General features: G+C 72.6%; 17 protein-coding genes and 1 riboswitch. Of the genes, 9 read left to right on the top strand and 8 right to left on the bottom strand.

Annotated features, from left to right (window positions below; all coding sequences use genetic code 11):
- The 3 genes from JOL79_RS29730 to JOL79_RS29720 all read right to left on the bottom strand — a co-directional run bounded on the left by JOL79_RS29730 (position 1) and on the right by JOL79_RS29720 (position 2,621).
- Positions 1-759 (bottom strand): MerR family transcriptional regulator, encoded by a 759-nt coding sequence (locus JOL79_RS29730; protein ID WP_210159232.1) that lies wholly within the window; start codon positions 757-759, stop codon positions 1-3.
- Between the two features lie 3 nt (positions 760-762).
- On the bottom strand, positions 763-1,653 hold the full coding sequence (locus JOL79_RS29725; protein WP_210159231.1) for a DUF2268 domain-containing putative Zn-dependent protease: 891 nt from the start codon (positions 1,651-1,653) through the stop codon (positions 763-765).
- Between the two features lie 89 nt (positions 1,654-1,742).
- On the bottom strand, positions 1,743-2,621 hold the full coding sequence (locus tag JOL79_RS29720) for an alpha/beta fold hydrolase (protein WP_210159230.1): 879 nt from the start codon (positions 2,619-2,621) through the stop codon (positions 1,743-1,745).
- 115 nt (positions 2,622-2,736) lie between these two features.
- Here JOL79_RS29720 and JOL79_RS29715 point away from each other — a divergent pair, with 115 nt between their 5' ends.
- The 3 genes from JOL79_RS29715 (at position 2,737) to JOL79_RS29705 (ending at position 7,492) form a co-directional block, all read left to right on the top strand.
- The gene (locus tag JOL79_RS29715) at positions 2,737-4,707 is read left to right on the top strand and encodes an AfsR/SARP family transcriptional regulator (protein ID WP_210159229.1); all 1,971 of its coding nucleotides are present in this window, start codon (positions 2,737-2,739) and stop codon (positions 4,705-4,707) included.
- A gap of 274 nt (positions 4,708-4,981) precedes the next feature.
- Entirely contained in the window at positions 4,982-5,731 is a 750-nt protein-coding gene (locus JOL79_RS29710; protein ID WP_210159228.1) for an SRPBCC family protein, read from the top strand.
- 141 nt (positions 5,732-5,872) lie between these two features.
- Positions 5,873-7,492: an MFS transporter gene (locus tag JOL79_RS29705; RefSeq protein WP_210159227.1), complete on the top strand. Its 1,620-nt coding sequence runs from the start codon at positions 5,873-5,875 to the stop codon at positions 7,490-7,492.
- Positions 7,493-7,612: 120 nt separating this feature from the next.
- Here the strand turns inward: JOL79_RS29705 and JOL79_RS29700 are convergent, their stop codons facing one another.
- The 3 genes from JOL79_RS29700 to JOL79_RS29690 all read right to left on the bottom strand — a co-directional run bounded on the left by JOL79_RS29700 (position 7,613) and on the right by JOL79_RS29690 (position 10,480).
- Positions 7,613-8,281 carry a CHAP domain-containing protein gene (locus tag JOL79_RS29700; RefSeq protein WP_210159226.1) on the bottom strand — a complete coding sequence of 223 codons (669 nt, stop codon included), beginning with the start codon at positions 8,279-8,281 and terminating at the stop codon, positions 7,613-7,615.
- A 14-nt stretch (positions 8,282-8,295) separates the two neighbouring features.
- A riboswitch (cyclic di-AMP (ydaO/yuaA leader) is annotated at positions 8,296-8,430 on the bottom strand.
- Between the two features lie 194 nt (positions 8,431-8,624).
- Entirely contained in the window at positions 8,625-9,830 is a 1,206-nt protein-coding gene (locus tag JOL79_RS29695) for a sensor histidine kinase (protein WP_210159299.1), read from the bottom strand.
- Positions 9,827-10,480, bottom strand: a complete 654-nt coding sequence (locus JOL79_RS29690; protein WP_210159225.1) for a response regulator transcription factor — start codon at positions 10,478-10,480, stop codon at positions 9,827-9,829. Before JOL79_RS29690 ends, JOL79_RS29695 begins: the two co-directional genes overlap by 4 nt.
- A gap of 139 nt (positions 10,481-10,619) precedes the next feature.
- On the opposite strand from JOL79_RS29690, the gene JOL79_RS29685 reads away from it, so the two are divergent.
- From JOL79_RS29685 to JOL79_RS29670, 4 genes are read left to right on the top strand one after another with little or no spacing between them, the layout of a single operon-like run.
- Positions 10,620-11,159 carry a hypothetical protein gene (locus tag JOL79_RS29685; protein WP_210159224.1) on the top strand — a complete coding sequence of 180 codons (540 nt, stop codon included), beginning with the start codon at positions 10,620-10,622 and terminating at the stop codon, positions 11,157-11,159.
- Entirely contained in the window at positions 11,156-12,256 is a 1,101-nt protein-coding gene (locus tag JOL79_RS29680; protein ID WP_307848806.1) for a peptidoglycan-binding protein, read from the top strand. Before JOL79_RS29685 ends, JOL79_RS29680 begins: the two co-directional genes overlap by 4 nt.
- Complete coding sequence (locus tag JOL79_RS29675) at positions 12,253-13,062, top strand: ABC transporter ATP-binding protein (RefSeq protein ID WP_210159223.1); 810 nt, start codon at positions 12,253-12,255, stop codon at positions 13,060-13,062. Before JOL79_RS29680 ends, JOL79_RS29675 begins: the two co-directional genes overlap by 4 nt.
- Positions 13,063-13,076: 14 nt before the next feature.
- Positions 13,077-14,285, top strand: a complete 1,209-nt coding sequence (locus tag JOL79_RS29670; RefSeq protein ID WP_210159290.1) for an ABC transporter permease — start codon at positions 13,077-13,079, stop codon at positions 14,283-14,285.
- A gap of 46 nt (positions 14,286-14,331) precedes the next feature.
- Here the strand turns inward: JOL79_RS29670 and JOL79_RS29665 are convergent, their stop codons facing one another.
- Positions 14,332-15,684, bottom strand: coding sequence for a serine hydrolase domain-containing protein (locus JOL79_RS29665; protein WP_210159222.1), 1,353 nt, complete (start codon positions 15,682-15,684; stop codon positions 14,332-14,334).
- Positions 15,685-15,820: 136 nt separating this feature from the next.
- Here JOL79_RS29665 and recD2 point away from each other — a divergent pair, with 136 nt between their 5' ends.
- A complete protein-coding gene (gene recD2 / locus JOL79_RS29660) occupies positions 15,821-18,073 on the top strand; it encodes an SF1B family DNA helicase RecD2 (protein ID WP_210159221.1) in 2,253 nt (750 codons plus the stop codon).
- Positions 18,074-18,119: 46 nt separating this feature from the next.
- On the opposite strand, the gene JOL79_RS29655 is transcribed toward recD2, so the two are convergent.
- Positions 18,120-18,512 (bottom strand): VOC family protein, encoded by a 393-nt coding sequence (locus JOL79_RS29655; RefSeq protein WP_210159220.1) that lies wholly within the window; start codon positions 18,510-18,512, stop codon positions 18,120-18,122.
- 275 nt (positions 18,513-18,787) lie between these two features.
- Here JOL79_RS29655 and JOL79_RS29650 point away from each other — a divergent pair, with 275 nt between their 5' ends.
- The gene (locus JOL79_RS29650; RefSeq protein WP_210159219.1) at positions 18,788-19,966 is read left to right on the top strand and encodes a L,D-transpeptidase; all 1,179 of its coding nucleotides are present in this window, start codon (positions 18,788-18,790) and stop codon (positions 19,964-19,966) included.
- Positions 19,967-20,011 lie beyond the last annotated feature (45 nt).

Raw genomic sequence — 20,011 nt, 5'->3', positions numbered from 1 at the left:
CTACATCCGGGTCCGCGCGTACGCCTTCAGCGCGTCGCGCACGAATGTCGCCCCCGCGGCGTCGTCGTACATGCCGGCGAAGCGGGGGTCGTCGACGTACATGTCCCCCAGGCCCTTCACCATCTCGATCGAGCGCTCCCGGTCGCCCTCGGCCGTGGGGGTACCCGGGATCTGGCTCAGCCACCGGACGTGCCGGGCAGCCAGTGACTGAGCGTGTTCCGATGTCGGAGAGGTCCCGGCCTTCGCTGCGGCGACCCATGCGGCGACGAGGTCTTCGGTGGCCTGCTTCCAGGCCCGCTGCTGGTCAAGGGTCTTGCCGTGCCACCAGTCGTTGCTCACCCGGAACGCGCGCTCGCCCCAGCGTGAGATCACCTCGTCCTTGTAACGGTCGTTGAACCCCGCCAACATGACGTCCATCCGCGGCTCCGCCCCCGCCTCCAGGGCCTCCAGTGTGTGACGCACGGACCGGATCTGCCGTTCGACGCGGTCCCGCTCCTCTTCCAGTGCGGCGATGTGGGCGCGGAGCCCGTCGCACGTGTCCACCTCGTCGTCCAGGACCTCGGCGATGGCGGGCAGGCCCATGCCGAGCCGGCGCATGAGCAGAATCCGCTGGAGCCGGGCGACCGCGGTGGGGTTGTAGTAGCGGTACCCGTTCGCGCCGACCCGGGACGGGGCCAAGAGCCCGATGCGGTCGTAGTGACGCAGAGTGCGGCTGGTGACACCGGCCCTCGTCGCGAGTTCTTGGATCGTCCACTCCATCGTTCAGTGTCGCCCGCGGCGGAGCGTGGTCGCGATGATCTCCGAGCTTTGTGCGTGCAGGGCCTGCGCCGCCGTCTGCCCGGTCGCCGCCAGGTAGGTGTCGACCAGCCGGTTGCCCGCGGCGTACCCGGCGCCCATCGGCAGCCCCACCGGGGTGAGGCCGAAGCGCTCGGCGCTGGGGTCGCCGTGCACCCAGGCGGTGAAGTTCCGCATGCCTGTCACGTCGAGCCCGGTGAGCACCTTGCCGAAGATCTCGTCGTCGTGCAGGTGCGGCACGCCGATGCGGGTGGGGCCGAGCTCGTCGCCGTAGAGCTGGCGGGCGAAGGCGTCGGCCAGGCCCTCGGAGACGATGTGATCGCCGACCGTGACGGTCATGGGGTTCCACACGACCCCGCCCGGGCCGAACCGCAGGTTGTGATGGAGTTCGTGCACGGCGGTGGCCTCCAGGCGCTCCACGTTCTCGGGAAAGGGCCAGAACGTGATCACAATGTGGCCCGAGATGCCGCCGAATCCGGTCACTCCTTGGCAGGGACCCATGAAGTGCTCGTCACCCGGATCGCCGAGCACGAACAGCACGGTGATGTCCGGGGCCGCCAGCCCCGGCGTCGCCTCCAGAAGTACGGCGGAAGCGTCATCGAGGGCCCGTCGCATCCGGTCCCAGGCTCCGGCCGCCGCCAGGGTGTCGAGCGCGTCGAGGCAACGCTCCTCATCGCGGTCGACGGGGAATCCCGACGCCTGGAGGTGCATGGCCACCAGGTCCACCTCGCCGGGGTGGTGGCGGTACATGCCCCTGGTGGGCTCCAGCATCGAACGCAGCAGGTCGACGCGGTCCGCCACCGGAGCCAGCAGGATCGCCCGTATCGCCGAGCAGGTGTCAAGAACAGTGATCGACATGGCGCCGATGCTAGGAGTTGACGCAGCGTCAGGGTCAAACGAGCGGCGCTTCTCGCCGATGCACGGCCGCCTGCGGGAATGACCGGACGTCACCGCGCGAGCAGTGCCCGCAGTTCCGCCGCGACCCCGGCGGGCGCCTCCTCCGCCATGAAGTGACCCCAGCCGACGGTGCGGTGACTCAGGTCGGGAGCCCAGGCACGCCACAGGGCCGCGGCGTCGAAGCCGAGCGCGGCGCCCCAGTCCTGCTGGAGCACGGTGACCGGCATGCGCAGCCGGTTGCCCGCGTCCCGGTCGGCGCGGTCGTGGTCGACGTCCACGCCGGCCGACGCCCGGTAGTCGGCGACGATCGAGGGCACGGCCGCCCGGCAGGCGTCCAGGTAGGCTCGCCGGACGTCGGCGGGGATCACCCCCGGGCCGGTGGCCCAGACGTCCAGGAAGTGGCCGAAGAACGCGTCGGCGGCCGCGCTGATCATCCGTTCGGGCAGGCCGGGCGGCTGCGCCATCAGGTAGAGGTGGAAGCCGACGGCGGCGGAGGTGCCGTGCATCGCCTCCCACATGTCCAGGGTGGGCAGCACGTCGAGGGAGGCCAGGTGCGTGACCACCCCGGGGTGGTCGAGCGCGGCGCGGAAGGCGACCAGGGCGCCCCTGTCGTGCCCGGCCAGGGCGAACCGGTCGTGCCCCAGTCGCCTGGCCAGGCCCACGACGTCCGCCGCCATGGTGCGCTTGGCGTAGGCGGTGCCGTCGGGGTCCGCGGGCTTGTCGCTGCCCCCGTACCCTCGCAGGTCGGGGCAGATGACGGTGTGGTCCCGGGCGAGGTCCGCGGCGACGTGCCGCCACATGAGATGGGTCTGCGGGAAGCCGTGCAGCAGCACGATCGGACTGCCCGATCCCGCGACGGCGGTGTTCAGGGACACGCCGTCCGCGACGGCGACGCGCCGGTAGTCGAATCCCGTGATGACAGGGGACATGGCCCCGCCCCTTCCAGTCGGCTGATGAGACGTCCCAAGCCTTCCGCGGCCGGATGAGCATCCGGTCAGCGCGCTACCGTGACCAGGGACGACGTCGCGGGAAGGGGGAGCGGGGGTGGACTTCGGCGTGCTGGGGCCGGTGACGGCCTGGAACGGCCGAGGCGACGAGGTCGCCCTGAAGGGCCCCCGGCACCGGGCCGTGCTGGCCCGGCTGATCATCGCCCGCCGCCGCGTCGTCCCGGTCGGGCGCCTGGTGGAGGACCTCTGGACCGATCCCCCGGCCGGAGCCGTGGGCGCGGTGCGCACCTTCGTGGCCGCGCTTCGCCGGGCCCTGGAGCCGGAGCGCCCACCCCGGACGCCGCCCCGGTTGCTGGTGACTGTGGGCCCCGGGTACGCCCTGCGTGCCGAGCCCGGTTCGGTCGACGCCTGGCGGTTCGAGCAGGCGATGGCCGCCGCGGCGGCGCTGCCGCCCCGCGACGCGCTCGCCCGGCTGACCGGCGCCCTGAGCTGGTGGCGCGGACCGGCGTACGCCGGGTTCGCCGGTGAGGACTGGGCCACGGCCGACCGCTCCCGGCTCACCGAGCTGCGGCTGCACGCCGTCGAGCGCGTCGCGGAGGCCCGCCTCGCCCTGGGCGCGGCCGCCGAGGCGGTGCCCGATCTGGACGCGCACGTGACCGAGCATCCCTGGCGGGAGGACGCCTGGCGTCTGCTGGCACTCGCGCTGTACCGCACCGGTCGCCAGGGCGACGCCCTCGAGGTGCTCCGCCGGGCGCGCCGGCTCCTGGCCGAGCACCTGGGGTTGGATCCCGGTCCCGGGCTCCGCCGGCTGGAGGACGACATCCTCCACCACGCCGACCGGCTGGTCCCCGAACCCGGTCCTGCCGGGGCGGCGGACCTGGTCTGGGCGCAGGCGGCCGCCGCCTACGACCGTACGGTGCCGCCCGGTGCCAGAGCCCGGCTGGAGTCGACCGTCGACCTGCTGAGGAACCTCGCGGTAACCGGAGGCGCCGGGCTGGAGACGACCCGGCGTCACCGCGTGGCGGCCATCGCGGCGGCCGAGGAACTGGGCGATCCTGACCTGACCGCCCGTGTGATCGGCGCCTTCGACGTTCCGGCGATCTGGACCCGTTCCGACGACCCGGACCAGGCCGCCCTGATCGTGGCCGCCGCCGAACGCGCTCTGGCGGCGCTTCCGGCCTCCGGGCACGGCGCGGCCCGGGCCCGCCTGCTGGCGACCGTCGCCCTGGAGTCGCGGGGCACCGGGACGCCGCGCGGTCGCGAGGCCGCCCGCCAGGCCGAGGAACTCGCCCGGGGCCTGGACGACCCGGCCCTGCTGGCGTTCGCGCTCAACGGTCGCTTCATGCAGACATTCCAGCGGGCGGGGCTGGCGGTTCGGCGCGACGCCATCGGCGCGGAACTGGTCGACGTGGCCGCCCGGCACGGCCTGACCACCTTCGAAGTGCTCGGGCACCTCGTCCGCGTCCAGGCGCGCGGCGCGCTCGCGGACTTCTCCGTGGCCGACGTCCACGCCGAGGCGGCCGACCGTCTCGCCGCCCGGCACGAGCTGCCCCTGGTGGGGGTGTTCACCGGCTGGTATCGGGCGTTGCGGCTCGACGTGTCAGGGCGGGCGCCGGTCGGCGAGGTGGAGGCGGCCTACCGCGAGGCGGCCGGCCGGCTGGAGGGCGCGGGCATGCCAGGGCTGGAGCGGGGGCTGCTGCCGCTCGCGCTGCTGTGCCTCCGCCTCCGCCACGGAACGCCTGCCCCCGGCGGCGACATCGACTGGGGACCGTACGAGCCCTGGGCACGGCCGGTCGTCCTGCTCGCCGAGGGCCGCCGCGGCGAGGCGGCGGCAGCGGTGCGCGCCGTTCCCGGCCCGCCCCGCGACCTGCTGTTCGAGGCCCTGTGGTGCCTGACCGCGCGCGCCGCCGTGGAAGTGGGCGACCGGGCGGTGATGGAACGCGCCCGCGCCGAGCTGGCCCCCGCGTCGGGAGAGCTCGCCGGGGCGGGCAGCGGCCTGCTCACCCTCGGCCCGGTCTCCGATCACCTGACCATGCTCACCCGCAGCCTCGGCACCCCGCCCCGGTGACCCGGTGCCCCGGTGACCCGGTGAGACCGCGGACCCGGCCTCCGCACTCCTGACAACCGCCCCGGCCCGTCATGCCCGCACCCACGCGGCGGGAGCCCGCCCGTACCGACAATTTTTTTCTTCTTGACAACTCATATCGTCGGCTGGCACGGTGGAGCCACCCCGAAGGGCGACGCGCCGAGCGGAACCCGGGGCGGAACCGACAGCGACACACCCGCTGACCGGCACGCGTAGACCGGCAGCTTCAACCGATAGACCGACGAGGAGCACTCCGATGCCGCATCCGTTCGAGATCCGCGAAGAGATCGAAGTGACCGCCACGCCCGAGCAGGTGTGGGAGGCCGTCGCCACGGGCCCGGGCATCGACTCGTGGTTCATGGGGCGCACCGAGGTCGAGCCGGGCGTCGGGGGCTCCGCCCGCATGACGCTGATGGGATTCACCAGCGAGGCGACCGTCACCGCCTGGGAGCCCGGCCGCCACTTCGCGTACAACAGCGAGGGCCCCGACGGCACGTCGATGGCGTTCGACTACCGCATCGAGAGCCGCGACTCCGGCCGCACCGTCGTCCGCCTGGTGCACAGCGGTTTCCTCGGCGACGACTGGGAGGCCGAGTACGACGCGCTCCGCAAGGGCGACCCGGTCTACCTGCTGAAGCTCGCCGCCTACCTGGCCGGCTTCCCCAACCGCGTGGCCGAGTGCAGCGTGTTCACCCCGGGCCCGCAGGTGGCCGACGCGGGCCTGCTGTGGGCGGCACTCGGCGTCGGCGACCCCGCCGGGCCCGACCCGGTCACGGCCGGCACGCGCGTGCGGCTGGCCGTCGACGGTCTCGACGCCGAGGAGGGCGAGGTCGTGTTCGCCCACGCGCCCAACGCCGTGGGCGTACGGGTGGGCGACGCGCTGTGCACCTTCTCCCACGGGCACCAGGGCATGGTCGTGATCGAGCACCACGACTTCGCCAAGGACGCCGAGGAGGAGCGGATCGCGCGGGCCTGGCAGTCGTGGCTCGACCGCTCGTTCGCCTGACAGGTGACCGGTAGCGCCGATCTCCATACCACCGGCGACACCGCCGAGGGCACCGGCGGCGACACCGATCCGGCGGCCCGGCGGCCCCCACGCGGGCCGCCCCTCATCCGACACACGTTCCGACCTCGAAGGGTCTTTCCCATGGACACCACGACCGCACCCGGACCGGCCCGCGCCGGCCGCCGCGAGTGGATCGGGCTGGCGGTGCTCGCCCTGCCCACCCTGCTGCTCTCACTCGACCTCAGCGTGCTCTATCTCGCCCTCCCGAATCTCAGCGCGGATCTCGGGGCGAGCTCCACCGAGCAGCTATGGATCCTGGACATCTACTCGTTCGTGCTGGCCGGGTTCCTCGTGACGATGGGCACGCTGGGCGACAGGATCGGCCGACGCAGGCTGCTGCTGATCGGCGCCGCCGGGTTCGGGGTGGCGTCCGTGCTGGCGGCCTACTCCTCCACCCCGCTCATGCTGATCGCGAGCCGGGCCCTGCTGGGAGTGGCCGGCGCCACGTTGATGCCGTCCACCATGGCCCTGATCAGGAACATGTTCCACGATCCCAAGCAGATGGGCCAGGCGATCGGCCTGTGGTTCAGCTGCTTCATGGGTGGGGTGACCCTCGGCCCGCTCGTCGGCGGGGTCCTTCTCGAGCACTTCTGGTGGGGCTCGGCCTTCCTGCTCGGCGTGCCGTTCATGGTGCTGCTCCTCGTGGCGGGCCCGCTGCTGCTGCCGGAGAACCGCGACCCGCAGGGCGGCCGGCTCGACCTGGTCAGCGTCGGCCTGTCGATGGCCGCGATCCTGCCCGTCATCTACGGCCTCAAGGAGCTGGCCCGGGGCGGCGCGGCCCCGGTGCCCGTGCTCGCCCTGGCGGCCGGCGTCGTCGTGGCCGTGCTGTTCGTCCGCCGTCAGCGCGGCCTCGCCCACCCGCTGCTCGACCTCAGCCTGTTCTCCAACCGAATGCTCAGCACGCCGCTGGCGATCGGCCTGGTCGCGGGTGTCGTGATGGCCGGCAGCACCCTGATGTCGACGCTCTACCTGCAGACGGTCGCCGCGCTCACGCCGTTGAACGCCGGGCTGTGGCTGCTGCCGCAGAACATCGCGATGGTGGTCGGCACCATGGTCGCGCCCATCCTCGCCCGCCGCGTCCCCACCGCCAACGTCATCGGTCTCGGGCTGGCGATCGCCGCCACCGGTCTGCTGGTGCACACCCAGGTCGGCGTGAACGGCGGGATCCCGTTGCTGGTGACCGGGCTCACGCTCATCTCCCTCGGCATCGCCCTCCCGATGGCCCTGACCATGACCCTCATGATGGGCTCGGCCCCCATGGAGAAGGCGGGCTCGGTGGCGTCGCTGTCGGAGACCAGCGGGGAGTTCGGCGTGGCCCTCGGCGTGGCGGCCATGGGCAGCCTCGGCGCGTTCGTCTACCGCGTCAACCTGGCCGACTCGGCCCCCGCCGGACTGCCCGCCGACGTGGCGGGAGCCGCCCGCGGCGGCATCACCGGCGCCATGTCCTCCGCCGGGCGGCTCCCGGGCGACCTCGGCGCGCAGCTGCTCGACGCCGCCCGGCACGCCTTCACCTCGGGGCTGAACACCGTCGCCGCCGTCGGCGCCGTCGCCTTCGCCGCGACCGCGGTCGCGGCCGTGGTGCTCCTGCGGAACCGGGGCGGCGCGGGGCAGTCCCCGGCCGGCAGCGTCGTCCAGGACAGCGTGCCGGAGGAGACGGCGCGGCCGGCAGGACACCCTGAGGCGGCCCCCGCCGCCGGATGAGCCCCGCTCAGGGCCGTGAACGAACGCGAGAGCGCGCACCGCGAAGGTGCGCGCTCTCGCCGTGTGCGAGGCAGGGCGGCCCCGGGGGAGATCCGGCCGCGTCCCTCGCGGATGGGGGCGTCAGGGAGCGGTGTAGTACGGGTAGCCGTACCCAGCGACGTAGGCCGTCGACCTGGTCCGGGTCTGGACGGCGCCGTCGCTGTTGCCCTCGATGGTCTGGATCGTGCCGTTGCCGTTGTCCTTGACAACGAAGCCGACGTGCTCGATGTCGTCGATCGACTTACCGCCGTCCCAGGCGAAGAACACCACAGCGCCGGGCTTGGGCACGGTGCCGAAACGGTTGTTCTGCTCGAACCAGCGGGCGTGCTCGACGGTGTAGGAGTCCCAGCCCATGACGGGCTGGATGCCGAGCTTGTTGCCCACCCAGGAGACGAACATGTCGCACCAGGCGGCGTTGGCGTACTCGGAGATGGAACCCCCGTCACGCGCGACGGTCTCCCGCGCCCGCGGCGTGGACATGTACCACGCCTGGAACTTCGTGCCGCCCCCCTGGGCGTTCTCGGTGATGCCCTTCTGGCTGGCGGCCAGGCGGAGCACGTCGGCCGGGCTGACCCTGGGCAGGGTGGCCGCGACCTCGGCGAGGGGTTGTTCGGCGACGGCGGCGGCGCGCGCGACGGGGGCCGCCGGAACGGCGTCCGCGTGTGCCGCCATGGGCGAGGCCGCCATCCCGCCGGCGGTCAGGACGGCCGCGAGCGCGAGAGCGCGGGTAAAGGTGTTCAGGGCGTGCATGCTGGGGTCTACTCCCTTACTTCCATGCCGCCTACCGGGTTAGCTGACGGGTTCGGGCTGGAAGTGGCCCTACGGCACAAGTGCCGATTCACCCCAAGGAGAGGTGGATCCCCGGCTCCGCGCGGACGCGGACTCGGCGGCCGGGCGGGCCTCCCGGAGGAGGCGCCGCATCGGTCCCAAGGCGGGCACCCTTGACCAAGAAATGGTCAGGTATGCCCTGAGTTGGATAAAACGTAATCTGCATGCACAAACCGGTCAAGTATCGCCAAGTCAAGTTTTACCCGACAAAGATCGCATATAGGGCTATATAGCCTATCGGATCCGCGCGGGCCGGGGCCGCCGATCATTTGGGCAGGCGGAGGGTGACGATCAGACCGCCCTTGGGCCGGGCCACGGCCGTGACGGTGCCGCGATGAGCGTCGGCGATGGCGCGGACGATCGACAGACCCAGCCCGGCGCCGCGGGCGGAGCGCACCCGGTCGCCCTGCTGCCGGCGGAACGGCTCGAACAGGTCGTCCACGTCGTACGGGGGCACGGGCGGACCGGTGTTCTCCACCACGACGACGCCGTGCTCGCCCTCCTCCCGCAGGCTCACCCACACCTCGCCGTCGCGGACGTTGTAGGTGGCCGCGTTCTCCAGGAGGTTGAACAGGCAGCGCTCCAGGAACAGCGGATCACCCGTCACGATCACGGGCCGCAGGTCCCGGTGGACGGTCACCGTCCGCCGGCGCGGCTGGAGATCGAGCTGTTCGGCCGCGGTGCGCACCACGTGCTCCAGGTCGACCGCCTTGCGGACGGTCAGTTCCTGCTCCGACTGGGCCAGCAGCAGCAGTCCCTCGATCAGCCGCTCGTACCGGGAGTTCGTGCCGAGCAGCGCGCGGGCCAGCGCCTTGAGGTCCTCCGACGCCGCGGGCTCCTCCAGCGACACCTCCAGGACCGTACGGTTGATCGCCAAAGGCGTCCGCAACTCGTGTGAGGCGTTGGCGATGAACCGGCGCTGCGCGTCGAACACCCGGTGCAGCCGGTCCAGCATCGCGTCGAAGGTGTCGGCCAGTCGCTTGACCTCGTCGTCGGGGCCGCTCAGCGCGATCCGCTCGTGCAGGGTGCTCTCCGACAGGCGCTGGGCCGTCTCGGTCACCCGGTCCAGGGGCCGCAGCGCCCGATCCGCCACGAGATAGCCGAGCACCACGGCCACCAGCCCGACCAGGATCATCACCAGCAGCGACGACCGGAGCATCTCGCTCAGCACGTCGCTCGCCCCCTGACGCATGTCGGACTTGAGCCGCTGCGCCAGCACGTTGTCGGGCACCGGCATCGGCACCTTGGCGGGCGGGGGATCCACCGTCGTCACCTTCCCGTACGCCAGCACGAAACGCTGGTTGAGCCCCCGGGCGGTCAGCAGGTAGGTGAACCACAGCAGCACCGACCCGGCGACGAAGAACAATCCGCCGTAGAGCAGGGTCAGGCGCATGCGCAGGCCGAGCCGGTGCCACGGCAGGCGCCGCCCGACGCGCGTCCTCCCCTTCGGGGAAACAGCCGGCGGCGTCACAGCCGGTATCCCAGGCCGGGCACGTTGTCGACGACGGGCGGATCGCCGAGCTTGCGGCGCAGCGCGGCGATGGTGACGCGCAGCAGGCCGGTCCCCGTGGCGGCGTGCTCGTCCCACACCTTCGCGCGCAGCTCGGCGGAGGTGACCAGGCCGCCGTCCGCGTCGAGCAGCGTACGCAGCACGTCGAACTCCCTGCGGCCGAGGGCGACCGCCCGCCCGTCCCGGGTGACGGTGCGGCGGGCGGGGTCGAGCGTGATCCCGGCACGACGCAGAACAGGCGGCGCAGTGCGGGGCGAGCGGCGTGCCAGCGCGCGGACGCGGGCGACCAACTCGGGAAAGGCGAAGGGCTTGACCAGGTAGTCGTCCGCCCCCAGGGACAGGCCGCCGACCCGGTCGCGGACCCGCCCAGCCGCGGTGAGCATGAGGATCCGGCCGTCCCCGCCGCCCGACCGCAGCTCACGGCAGACGTCGTCGCCGTGCACCTCCGGCAGGTCGCGATCGAGCACGATCACGTCGTAGGCCACGTAGGAGACCAGCTCCAGCGCCTCACTCCCGTCGTAGGCGACGTCGACCGCCATCGAATGCAGCCGCAACCCCCGCGCGAGGGCGTCGGCCAGTTGATCCTCGTCCTCGACGATCAGCACACGCATCCCGACCTCCCGCACCGAGGGTGGCGTACCGGGTGTTAGCAGCGGATAAGCCGCTCGCGCTTATCCGCCGTTAGCACCCTCTCCGCTGAAGTTGGGGCTCACCGCGGGCGGACGGCCCGCGGCAAGGAGGAAACCAACCATGAGTCTTCGACCACGGCGGATACCGCTGGGGACGCCCCTGGGGGCGCTGGCGCTCGCGTTCGCCCTGGCCGGCTGCGCGGGAGGCGCCCCGGCCGACGACGGCATCGCCCACGCCGGGGGCGCCGCCGCGAGCGCGGCCCCCTCGGGCACGGCCTCGGCACCGGTGGACCGGCACGAGGCGCAGCTGAAGTTCGCCCAGTGCATGCGCGAGCACGGCGTGGACATGCCGGACCCGGGGCCCGACGGAAACGTCCGCATCATGGGCCGCAAGGGCGAGACCGGCAAGATCGACGACGCGATGAAGGTGTGCGAGCACTTCATGCGGGACGCCGTCGGCGACAAGCTCGGCAAGCTCGACCCCCAGGCGTACGACCAGGCCGTCAAGTTCGCCCAGTGCATGCGCGAGCACGGCGTCGACGTGGCCGACCCCAAACCCGGCGAGGGCGTCCGGATCAAGCTCAAGGGCCCGGACGGCGAGCAGAAGATGAAAGAGGCGCAGGGGGCGTGCAAGGAGTACGCGCCCGGGAGGAAACCGTGAGGAAGGGCGTGATATTCACCGGCGCGGGGGTCCTCGCGCTGGCCGCGGCCGGGACGGCCGTCGCCTTCTCCGGGCCCGGCACGCAGGCCGCGACGCCCGAGCGGCCCACGGTGCCCGCGACCGCCGCGATCAAGCGGCAGGACCTCGTGGACACCAAGACCGTCTCGGGGGCGCTCACCTACGCCGGAGAACGAGAGGTGATCAGCGGCGCCGCCGGCACGGTCACCGCGGTGCCGGCCGAGGGAGCCGTCGTCCGGCGCGGCCACCCGCTGCTCAAGGTGGACCGCGAGCCGGTCGTGCTCATGTACGGGTCGCTGCCCATGTATCGGGCCCTGGGAGAGGGCGTGACCGACGGACCCGACGTCGAGCAGCTCGAACGCAACCTGAAGGTGCTCGGCTACGGCGACTCGGTGACGGTGGACGACCACTTCAGCTACGCCACCGCCCAGGCCGTACGGGAATGGCAGGACGACGTGGGGCTGCCGGAGACCGGGCGGGTGGACGCCGCGCAGGTGGTGTTCCTGCCCGCGGCGGCCCGGGTGACCGACGTGAAGGTCACGCTCGGCGGCCGGACGGCCCCCGGGCAGCCCGCCCTGACGGTCACCGGCGTCCGCCGCCTGGTGCACGTCGACCTCGACACCGAAGACCAGCAACTCGCCAGGAAGGGCGCCAAGGTCACGGTGGAGCTCCCCGGCGGGGAACGGGTGCCCGGCAAGATCAGCGCCGTGGGCACGGTGGCCCAGGCGCAGCAGTCCGAGCAGGGCGGGGACGACGGCGACACCACGGTCGACGTGGACATCACCCTCGCCAAGGCTCCGAAGACCCGGCTGGACCGGGCACCGGTCGACGTGGAACTGGTGAGCGAACGGCGCAAGAACGTGCTGGCCGTCCCGGTGGAGGCGCTGCTCGCGCTGCGCGAGGGCGGCTTCGGCGTCGAGGTGGTCGAGGGTGCCGGGGGTGCCGGGGGTGCCGGGGGCGCCGGGGGCGCGGCCACGCGGGTGGTCCCGGTCGAGACCGGGGCCTTCGGGGGCGGCATGGTCGAGATCAGCGGCGCGGGTCTCGCGGAGGGCATGAAGGTCGGGGTGCCGAAGTCATGACCGAGCCGAACGGCCGTCCCGGCCCGCCCCACGTGGTGGCGTTGCGGGAGGTGACCAAGGTCTACGGCGGCGTGCGCGCGCTGCGCGGCGTCGACCTGGAGATCGAGCCGGGTGAGCTGGTCGCGATCGCCGGCCCGTCCGGGTCGGGCAAGTCGACGATGCTCCACCTCATCGGGACGCTCGACCGCCCGACGACCGGAAGGGTGCTCATCGCCGGGCACGACCTGGCGGAGCTGTCGGACCGCGAGCTGTCCGCGCTGCGGGCCCGCCGCCTGGGGTTCGTCTTCCAGCAGTTTCATCTCGCTCCCGGGGTGAGCGCGCTGGACAACGTGGCCGACGGCCTGCTGTACGCGGGGCGTCCGCTGCGGGCCCGCCGGGAGTGGGCCGCCGCCGCGCTGGAACGGGTGGGGCTCGGGCACCGCCTGAAGCACCGGCCCCACGAGATGTCGGGCGGCGAGCAGCAGCGGGTGGCGGTGGCCCGCGCCGTGGTGGGCGACCCGCCGCTGCTGCTCGCCGACGAGCCGACCGGCAACCTCGACTCCGCGGCGGGCACCGAGGTCCTGGCCGTCCTGCGCGACCTGCACGCCGCCGGCACGACCGTGGTGGTCATCACACACGACGAGGCGATCGCCACCTGGTGCCCCCGCAGGGTGCGGGTCCGCGACGGCCTGATCGTGGCCGACGAGGGGCCGGGCAGCGGGCGGCGTCCCCCCGAGCCGGGGTTGCCCACCCAGGCGCCGCGCGACCAGCGCGCCGCGCCGGCGGACGCGGCGCACGGGCCCAGCGTGCCGGGGCGTGCGCGGTGACGGGCACAGGCACGATGACGGCGACCGCCGTGGGCGAGCGGCTCAGACCCGCGCGGCTGGGCACCGGCGACGTCCTGCGGGTGGGCGCGGCGGGGCTGCGGACCCGCCCGGCCCGGGTGGTCCTGTCTGCGCTCGGCATCGCCATCGGCATCGCCACCATGATCGCGGTGATCGGCATCTCGACCTCATCCAGGGAGCAACTGCTGCGTCAGCTCGACCGGCTGGGCACCAACCTGCTGACGGTCGCGCCCGGCCAGACGATCTTCGGTGAGGGCGCGCAGCTGCCCGAGGAGTCGCTGGCGATGGTCCAGCGGATCGGCCCGGTGCGCACGGCCGCCGCGACGGGTTCCGTCGACACGACCGTGCGGCGCACCGACCGCATCCCGGAGGCCGTCACCGGCGGCATCGCCGTCCAGGCCGCGACGTCCGGCCTGATCACCACGCTGGAGGGTGACGTCCGGCTGGGCACCTGGCTCAACGCGGCGATCGAACGGCAGCCCGCGGTCGTCCTCGGCGCGGTGGCCGCCGAGCGGCTCGGCATCGACAGGACGGGAGTGCGGGTGTGGCTGGGTAACCGGTGGTTCACGGTCGTGGGCCTCCTGGGATCCATGCCGCTCGCGCCGGAGATCGAACGCTCGGCGCTCGTGGGATTCCCGGCCGCCGAGAAATACCTCGGTTTCGACGGTCACCCCACGACCATCTACGAGCGGTCCTCCGACGAGTCGGTCGAGGGGGTGCGGGCGGTGCTGCCGCGCACGGTCAACCCGGAGAACCCCGAGCAGGTCACCGTGAGCAGGCCGTCCGACGCGCTGGCCGCCCGTGCCGCCGCGGCGGGCGCGTTCACCAACCTGCTGCTCGGCCTCGGCGCGGTCGCGCTGCTCGTCGGCGGCGTCGGAGTGGCCAACACCATGGTGATCTCGGTCCTGGAACGGCGTAAGGAGATCGGCCTGCGCCGCTCGCTGGGGGCCACCCGGGGACAGGTGCGCCTGCAGTTCCTGGCCGAGTCGCTGCTGCTTTCCGCGCTGGGCGGCGTCGCCGGCGCCGTGCTCGGCGGTCTGGCCACCGCGGGCTACGCCACCTCACGCGGCTGGCCCCCGGTCGTGCCCGCCTGGGCCTTCGCCGGCGCGGTCGGGGCGACCCTGGTGATCGGCACGCTGGCCGGGCTCTATCCGGCCATGCGGGCCGCCCGGCTTTCGCCGACCGTCGCCCTGTCCACCATGTGAGCGGCGTGACAGGCCGTACGGCCCCCTGCCGGGGTCGTACGGCCTGTCAGCGCCAGCCCTGCGGGTCCACCCCGCCGGGCACAGGCACATCGGCGTCGTACGGCTCGCGGGTGAACACGAAGGTGTTCACGTCGAGATGCACCCCGCCGGGGGTGCGGACCACCTGGAGGGTCTCGCCCGCGTAGTAGCCGTCCAGGCCCAGCCAGGTGCCGTCGGCCTGGGCGGCGAAGCGGGAGGTCCGCCCCTGCCCGTTCACCGGGGTCAGCGACAGGCCCCGCCGGGGCAGGGCGCGCAGCATGTACGGCGCGGGCCCCCAGTACCAGGGACCGGTCAGGGCGAGGACGTCCTCGTCGACGGGCCGGGGCGACCACTCGGCCGGCAGCGGCGGCTCGTGCTCGGCGAGGATGTCCAGCAGATCGGTGTCGAGGCCGCCCCGCACCCCGGAGGTGGTGTTCGCCATCCAGAGCACGGCCACGCCGTCAGCGGGGTCGGTCCACACGGTGGCGAGGAATCCCGGCATCGAACCGGTGTGACCGGCGAGCCTGCGCGGGCCGCCGGGCCCGTGATGGCGGGCGAGTTGCAGCCCGAGGCCGTACCCGCGACTCCACGTGTCCCCGTCCTCCACCGCGGCCGGCTCGCGCATCTCCGCGACCGTCTCCGGTCTCAGGACGTCTCCGGTGTCTCCGCCGAGGAAGGCCGCCCAGCGGGCGAGATCGGCGGCGGTCGACCACAGCTGCCCGGCGGGGGCCATGCCCCCGTGGTCGTTCTCCGGCTCGGGCAGCAGGATGTCGGCCCAGGGATGAACGGCGTACCCGTCGGCGTGCGGCGGCCGGGGCCGGGGGGTCGTGTCGCCCATGCCCAGGGGTTCGAGGATCTCCTCGCGCACCGCCCGGTCCCACGGGGCCGCGCGCCTGCGCGCCACCAGCTCGCCGAGCAGGGCGAAGCCGACGTTGGAGTAGTGGTAGCGGCGGCCCGGGCGGTGCCGGGCCGACTCGGCCCCGAGCGTGGCGATCAGCTCGGCCGCCGGGGCGCCGGGGGTCCGCTCCCACCACGGGCCGGGGGCCTCGGCGGTCAGGCCGCCGGTGTGGGACAGCACCTGCGCGATCGTCACGTCCGGCACCGGCACGTCCGGCAGGTGCTTGCCCAGCGGGTCGAGCAGGTCCAGCAGGCCCTCGTCGCGCAGGCGCATCACCATGACCGCGACGAACGTCTTGGTGATGGAGCCGATGCGGTACTGCGTCCGCTCGGTGGGCGGCTCGCCGTCCACCCGGCCCCGCCCGCCGAACCAGACCGTCCGCCCGTCCCGGACGAGCGCCGCGACCAGCGACGGCACGCGTGAATACGCCTGCTCGACGGCCACCCTGCGCAGCAGCGCCCGCGCCGTAGTCTCCAGAACCATCCGCAGCTCCTCCGATCACGGTCCGGTCCAGGCTAGCGCCCGGGACCACGCCGTTCACGCGGACGGCCACGGTTCACATGCTCGCCGGGGTCCGTGCGGGCCCGTGTGCTTCCGCCGCTGCGGCACAATGCCGTGCATGACCACTCCTCCCGGCGCTCCCGGCACTTCCGGCGGTCCCGGCGGCAGGCCCCCGGGCGTTCAGCTCGACTGCGTCCTGGAGCGGATCACCTACGCCAGCGAGGAGACCGGTTACACGATCGCGCGGGTCGCCACCGAGCGCTCGGGCACCGACCTGCTCACGGTCGTCGGGCCGCTACTCGGGGCGCAGGTGGGCGAGTCGCTGCGGCTGACCGGCCGGTGGGGCTCCCATCCCCGGTACGGCAGGCAGTTCGAGGTGTGGTCCTACACCACGGTCCTGCCGGCCACGGTTCAGGGCATCCAGCGCTACCTGGGGTCGGGGCTCATCAAGGGCATCGGGCCCAAGATGGCCGAGCGCATCGTCGGCCACTTCGGCACCGACACGCTCCGGGTCATCGAGGAGGAACCGAAACGGCTGGTCGAGGTGCCCGGCCTCGGTCCCAAGCGGACCCGGATGATCGGCGAGGCCTGGGAGGAACAGAAGATCATCAAAGAGGTGATGATCTTCCTGCAGGGGATGGGCGTGTCCACGTCCATCGCCGTGCGGATCTTCAAGGAGTACGGGGACACCTCGATCGACGTGGTCAAGACCGAGCCGTACCGGCTGGCCGACGACGTGTGGGGCATCGGGTTCAAGACGGCCGACACCATCGCGCAGGCCGTCGGCATCCCGCACGACAGCCCGCAGCGGGTCAAGGCCGGCCTGCGCTACACCCTGTCGCAGGCCGCCGACGACGGCCACTGCTTCCTGCCCGCGCCCAACCTCGTCACCGACGCCGTCAAGATCCTCGACGTGCCGCCCGACCTGACCGCCGCCTGCCTGGACGAGCTGATCGCCGAGGAGGGCGTGGTCCGCGAGGAGATCCCGGCGGGGGAGAACGGCGAGAACACGGTGCCCGCGATCTATCTGGTGCCGTTCCACCGGGCCGAGCTGTCCCTCGCGGGAACGCTGCGCGGGCTGCTCGCGGCCGGCCACGACCGGCTCGGCGCCTTCACCTCCGTCGACTGGCCCGCCGCTCTCGACTGGCTGCACGGGCGGACCGGCGCGGAACTGGCCCCCGAGCAGGCCGAGGCCGTACGGCTCGCGCTCACCGAGAAGGTCGCCGTGCTGACCGGCGGCCCCGGCTGTGGCAAGAGCTTCACCGTCCGCTCGGTCGTGACGCTGGCGCGGGCGAAGAAGGCCAAGGTCATCCTCGCCGCCCCCACCGGCCGGGCGGCCAAGCGGCTGTCGGAGCTGACCGGCCACGAGGCGACGACCGTTCACCGGCTGCTGCAGCTGCGGCCCGGCGGCGACGCCACGTTCGACCGCGACAACCCGCTCGACGCCGACCTCGTCGTGGTCGACGAGGCGTCCATGCTCGATCTGCTGCTGGCCAACAAGCTCGCCAAGGCGGTCGCGCCCGGCGCGCACCTGCTCTTCGTGGGAGATGTCGACCAGCTCCCGTCCGTCGGCGCGGGGGAGGTGCTGCGCGATCTGCTGGCCGCGCCGTCGATCCCCCGGGTGCGGCTGACCCAGATCTTCCGCCAGGCACAGGAGTCCGGCGTCGTCGTCAACGCTCACCGCGTCAACACCGGGCAGCCGCCGCTGGTGCGCGACTTCCCGGACTTCTTCCTCTTCCCGTGCGAGGAGCCGGAGGAGATCGCCGCGCTGACGGTCGACGTGGTCGCCCGGCGCATCCCGGCCAAATTCGGCCTCAACCCCCGGCGTGACGTGCAGGTCCTCGCCCCGATGCATCGCGGGGCGGCGGGTGCGGGGGCGCTGAACACGGCGCTGCAGGAGGCCCTGACCCCGGCCCGGGAGGGCATGCCCGAGCGCCGGTACGGCGGCCGGGTGTTCCGCGTCGGCGACAAGGTGACCCAGCTGCGCAACAACTACGACAAGGGCGCGGCCGGGGTCTTCAACGGCACGGTGGGGGTGGTCACCGGCATCACCCCGGAGGACAGCAAGCTCACCGTGCTGACCGACGAGGACGAGAACGTCGACTACTCCTTCGACGAGCTCGACGAGCTGGCCCACGCCTACGCCGTCAGCATCCACCGCTCCCAGGGCAGCGAGTATCCCGCCGTGGTGATCCCCCTGGCGACCAGCGCCTGGATGATGCTGCAGCGCAACCTGCTCTACACCGCGATCACCCGGGCCAAGAAGCTCGTCGTCATCGTCGGGTCGCGGCGGGCGCTCGCCCAGGCCGTGCGGACGCGGGGAGCCGGCCGGCGGCACACCGGCCTGACCCACCGGCTGCGCACCGCGTGAACAGGCCCGGCATATCCTCCCGTGACGCGTCCCCGGGCGGATGGGGTCACGCCGGGCCGAGCAGGTCCCAGCGGTTGCCGGCCACGTCGAGGAACACGGCCACCCGTCCGTACGGCTCGGTGCGCGGCTCGGACAGGAACGTGACGCCCGCCGTCCGCATGCGCTCGTAGGCCGCGTCGAAGTCGCCGGTCTCCAGGAAGAACCCGACCCGGCCGGCCACCTGCTCGCCGATGACGGCGCGCTGGCGCTCGCCGTCCGCGCGGGCGAGCAGGAGGCCGGTCTCGGCGCCCGGCGGGCGTACGACGACCCACCGTTTGGGGCGGCCGTCGTGGGTCACGGCCGGGGAGTCCTCCACCAGCTCGAAGCCGAGGGCGCGGACGAAGAAGTCGATGGCCGTGTCGTAGTCGTCGACCACGATCGCCGCCAGGCTGAGTCGCATGCCGCGATCATATGCACTTCGTCACGATCCGAACCGAATGATCTCGCTTGTCGCGGTGCGGCATCGCGCGCCCGCCGGCGTTCCGACCAGTCGACTTGATCGAATTTGACGAGCACTTTACCGTGAACCTAGGTGGATCACAGCGCGGGGCAACCGAAACGTGATGGAACTCCTGGTGAAATGGCACAAACAAGAGACAAGCCCGAATAAAGTCATACGGTGCCCTTTGCGCCCATGGGGGAGAGGCTGTGCTGAGGACTGACACTCGTTCGAGAATGCCGATCGCTGGACTCGCCGTGGTCATGGCCGCGGCGCTGTCGGCATGCTCCGGCGGGTCCGGCCCATCGGGGACCACGGGGAACGGCGGCGCCGGGGAGGGGAAACCCGCGACACCCGCGCCGGTCATCAAGATCAGCCCCGCCAAGGACAGCGCCAAGGTGCGGCCGGACAAGACCGTTGTCGTGACCGCCGCGGGCGGCTCCCTGAGCCAGGTCACGGTCGAGGCGGACGGCGAGCAGCTCGAGGGCGAGTTCAACTCCGAGCACACCAAGTGGACCTCGAAGAACCCGCTGAAGCCCTCCAGCAAATACACCGTGTCGGCCGAGGCCAGCGGCCCGGGCGGTCCCGCGACGGTCTCCAGTGCCTTCAGCACGCTGACTCCGAAGATCCCGCTCAAGGTCGCGGACGTGACGCCCGGCGTCAAGGGGGAGACCGTCGGGGTCGGGATGCCGATCATGGTGACGTTCAACCAGCCGGTCTCCGACAAGGCCGCCGTGGAGCAGGCGCTGGAGATCAAGGCCGAGAAGCCGGTGTCCGGCGCCTGGCGCTGGATCAACGACAAGCTGGTCATCTACCGCACCTCCAAGTACTGGCCGGCGCACCAGAAGGTGCAGTTCCTCGCCCACCTGGAGGGCGTCCACGGCGGGCGCGACATGTACGGCACCGAAGACCACTCGACCACGATCAACGTCGGCGCCGCCTGGCTGAGCACGGTCAACACCAAGACCCACATGATGGTCGTGAAGCGCGACGGCAAGACCGTGCAGACGATGAGGATCAGCGCGGGAATGGCGACCACCCGCGAGTACACCACCACCACCGGCATTCACCTGACCATGGAACGCGGTAATCCCGTCACGATGATCTCGCCCGGGAAGAAGGAGGGCGATCCCGGCTACTACAAGGAGATCGTCAACCACGCCGTGCGCATCTCCAACAGCGGCGAGTACGTCCACAGCGCGCCGTGGTCGGTCGGCTCGCAGGGACGCGCCAACGTCAGTCACGGCTGCGTGAACGCGCGTCCCGACCAGGCGAAGTGGTTCTACGACCACTTCCACCGGGGCGACGTCGTGAAGATCGTCGGGACCACCCGCATCCTGGAGTGGAACAACGGCTGGGGTTTTTGGCAGCTGCCGTTCAAGCAGTGGAAGAAGGGCAGCGCGCTGGAGAGCTGAGCGCGCGTGGCCGGGCCGCGGACGGATCCGCCGCCCGGCCACGAA

The sequence above is a fragment of the Microbispora oryzae genome (assembly GCF_017896165.1).
GTDB classification, from domain to species: Bacteria; Actinomycetota; Actinomycetes; order Streptosporangiales; family Streptosporangiaceae; genus Microbispora; species Microbispora oryzae.
Note: the sequence above shows the minus strand (reverse complement) of the source record. Positions and strands in the feature narration are given on the sequence as shown.

Coding starts and splice junctions, on each gene's coding strand:
- JOL79_RS29730 (WP_210159232.1), bottom strand. CDS start 759: ATGGAGTGGACGATCCAAGAACTCGCGACGAGGGCCGGTGTCACCAGC.
- JOL79_RS29725 (WP_210159231.1), bottom strand. CDS start 1,653: ATGTCGATCACTGTTCTTGACACCTGCTCGGCGATACGGGCGATCCTG.
- JOL79_RS29720 (WP_210159230.1), bottom strand. CDS start 2,621: ATGTCCCCTGTCATCACGGGATTCGACTACCGGCGCGTCGCCGTCGCG.
- JOL79_RS29710 (WP_210159228.1), top strand. CDS start 4,982: ATGCCGCATCCGTTCGAGATCCGCGAAGAGATCGAAGTGACCGCCACG.
- JOL79_RS29705 (WP_210159227.1), top strand. CDS start 5,873: ATGGACACCACGACCGCACCCGGACCGGCCCGCGCCGGCCGCCGCGAG.
- JOL79_RS29700 (WP_210159226.1), bottom strand. CDS start 8,281: ATGCACGCCCTGAACACCTTTACCCGCGCTCTCGCGCTCGCGGCCGTC.
- JOL79_RS29690 (WP_210159225.1), bottom strand. CDS start 10,480: ATGCGTGTGCTGATCGTCGAGGACGAGGATCAACTGGCCGACGCCCTC.
- JOL79_RS29685 (WP_210159224.1), top strand. CDS start 10,620: ATGAGTCTTCGACCACGGCGGATACCGCTGGGGACGCCCCTGGGGGCG.
- JOL79_RS29675 (WP_210159223.1), top strand. CDS start 12,253: ATGACCGAGCCGAACGGCCGTCCCGGCCCGCCCCACGTGGTGGCGTTG.
- JOL79_RS29670 (WP_210159290.1), top strand. CDS start 13,077: ATGACGGCGACCGCCGTGGGCGAGCGGCTCAGACCCGCGCGGCTGGGC.
- JOL79_RS29665 (WP_210159222.1), bottom strand. CDS start 15,684: ATGGTTCTGGAGACTACGGCGCGGGCGCTGCTGCGCAGGGTGGCCGTC.
- recD2 (WP_210159221.1), top strand. CDS start 15,821: ATGACCACTCCTCCCGGCGCTCCCGGCACTTCCGGCGGTCCCGGCGGC.
- JOL79_RS29655 (WP_210159220.1), bottom strand. CDS start 18,512: ATGCGACTCAGCCTGGCGGCGATCGTGGTCGACGACTACGACACGGCC.
- JOL79_RS29650 (WP_210159219.1), top strand. CDS start 18,788: ATGCCGATCGCTGGACTCGCCGTGGTCATGGCCGCGGCGCTGTCGGCA.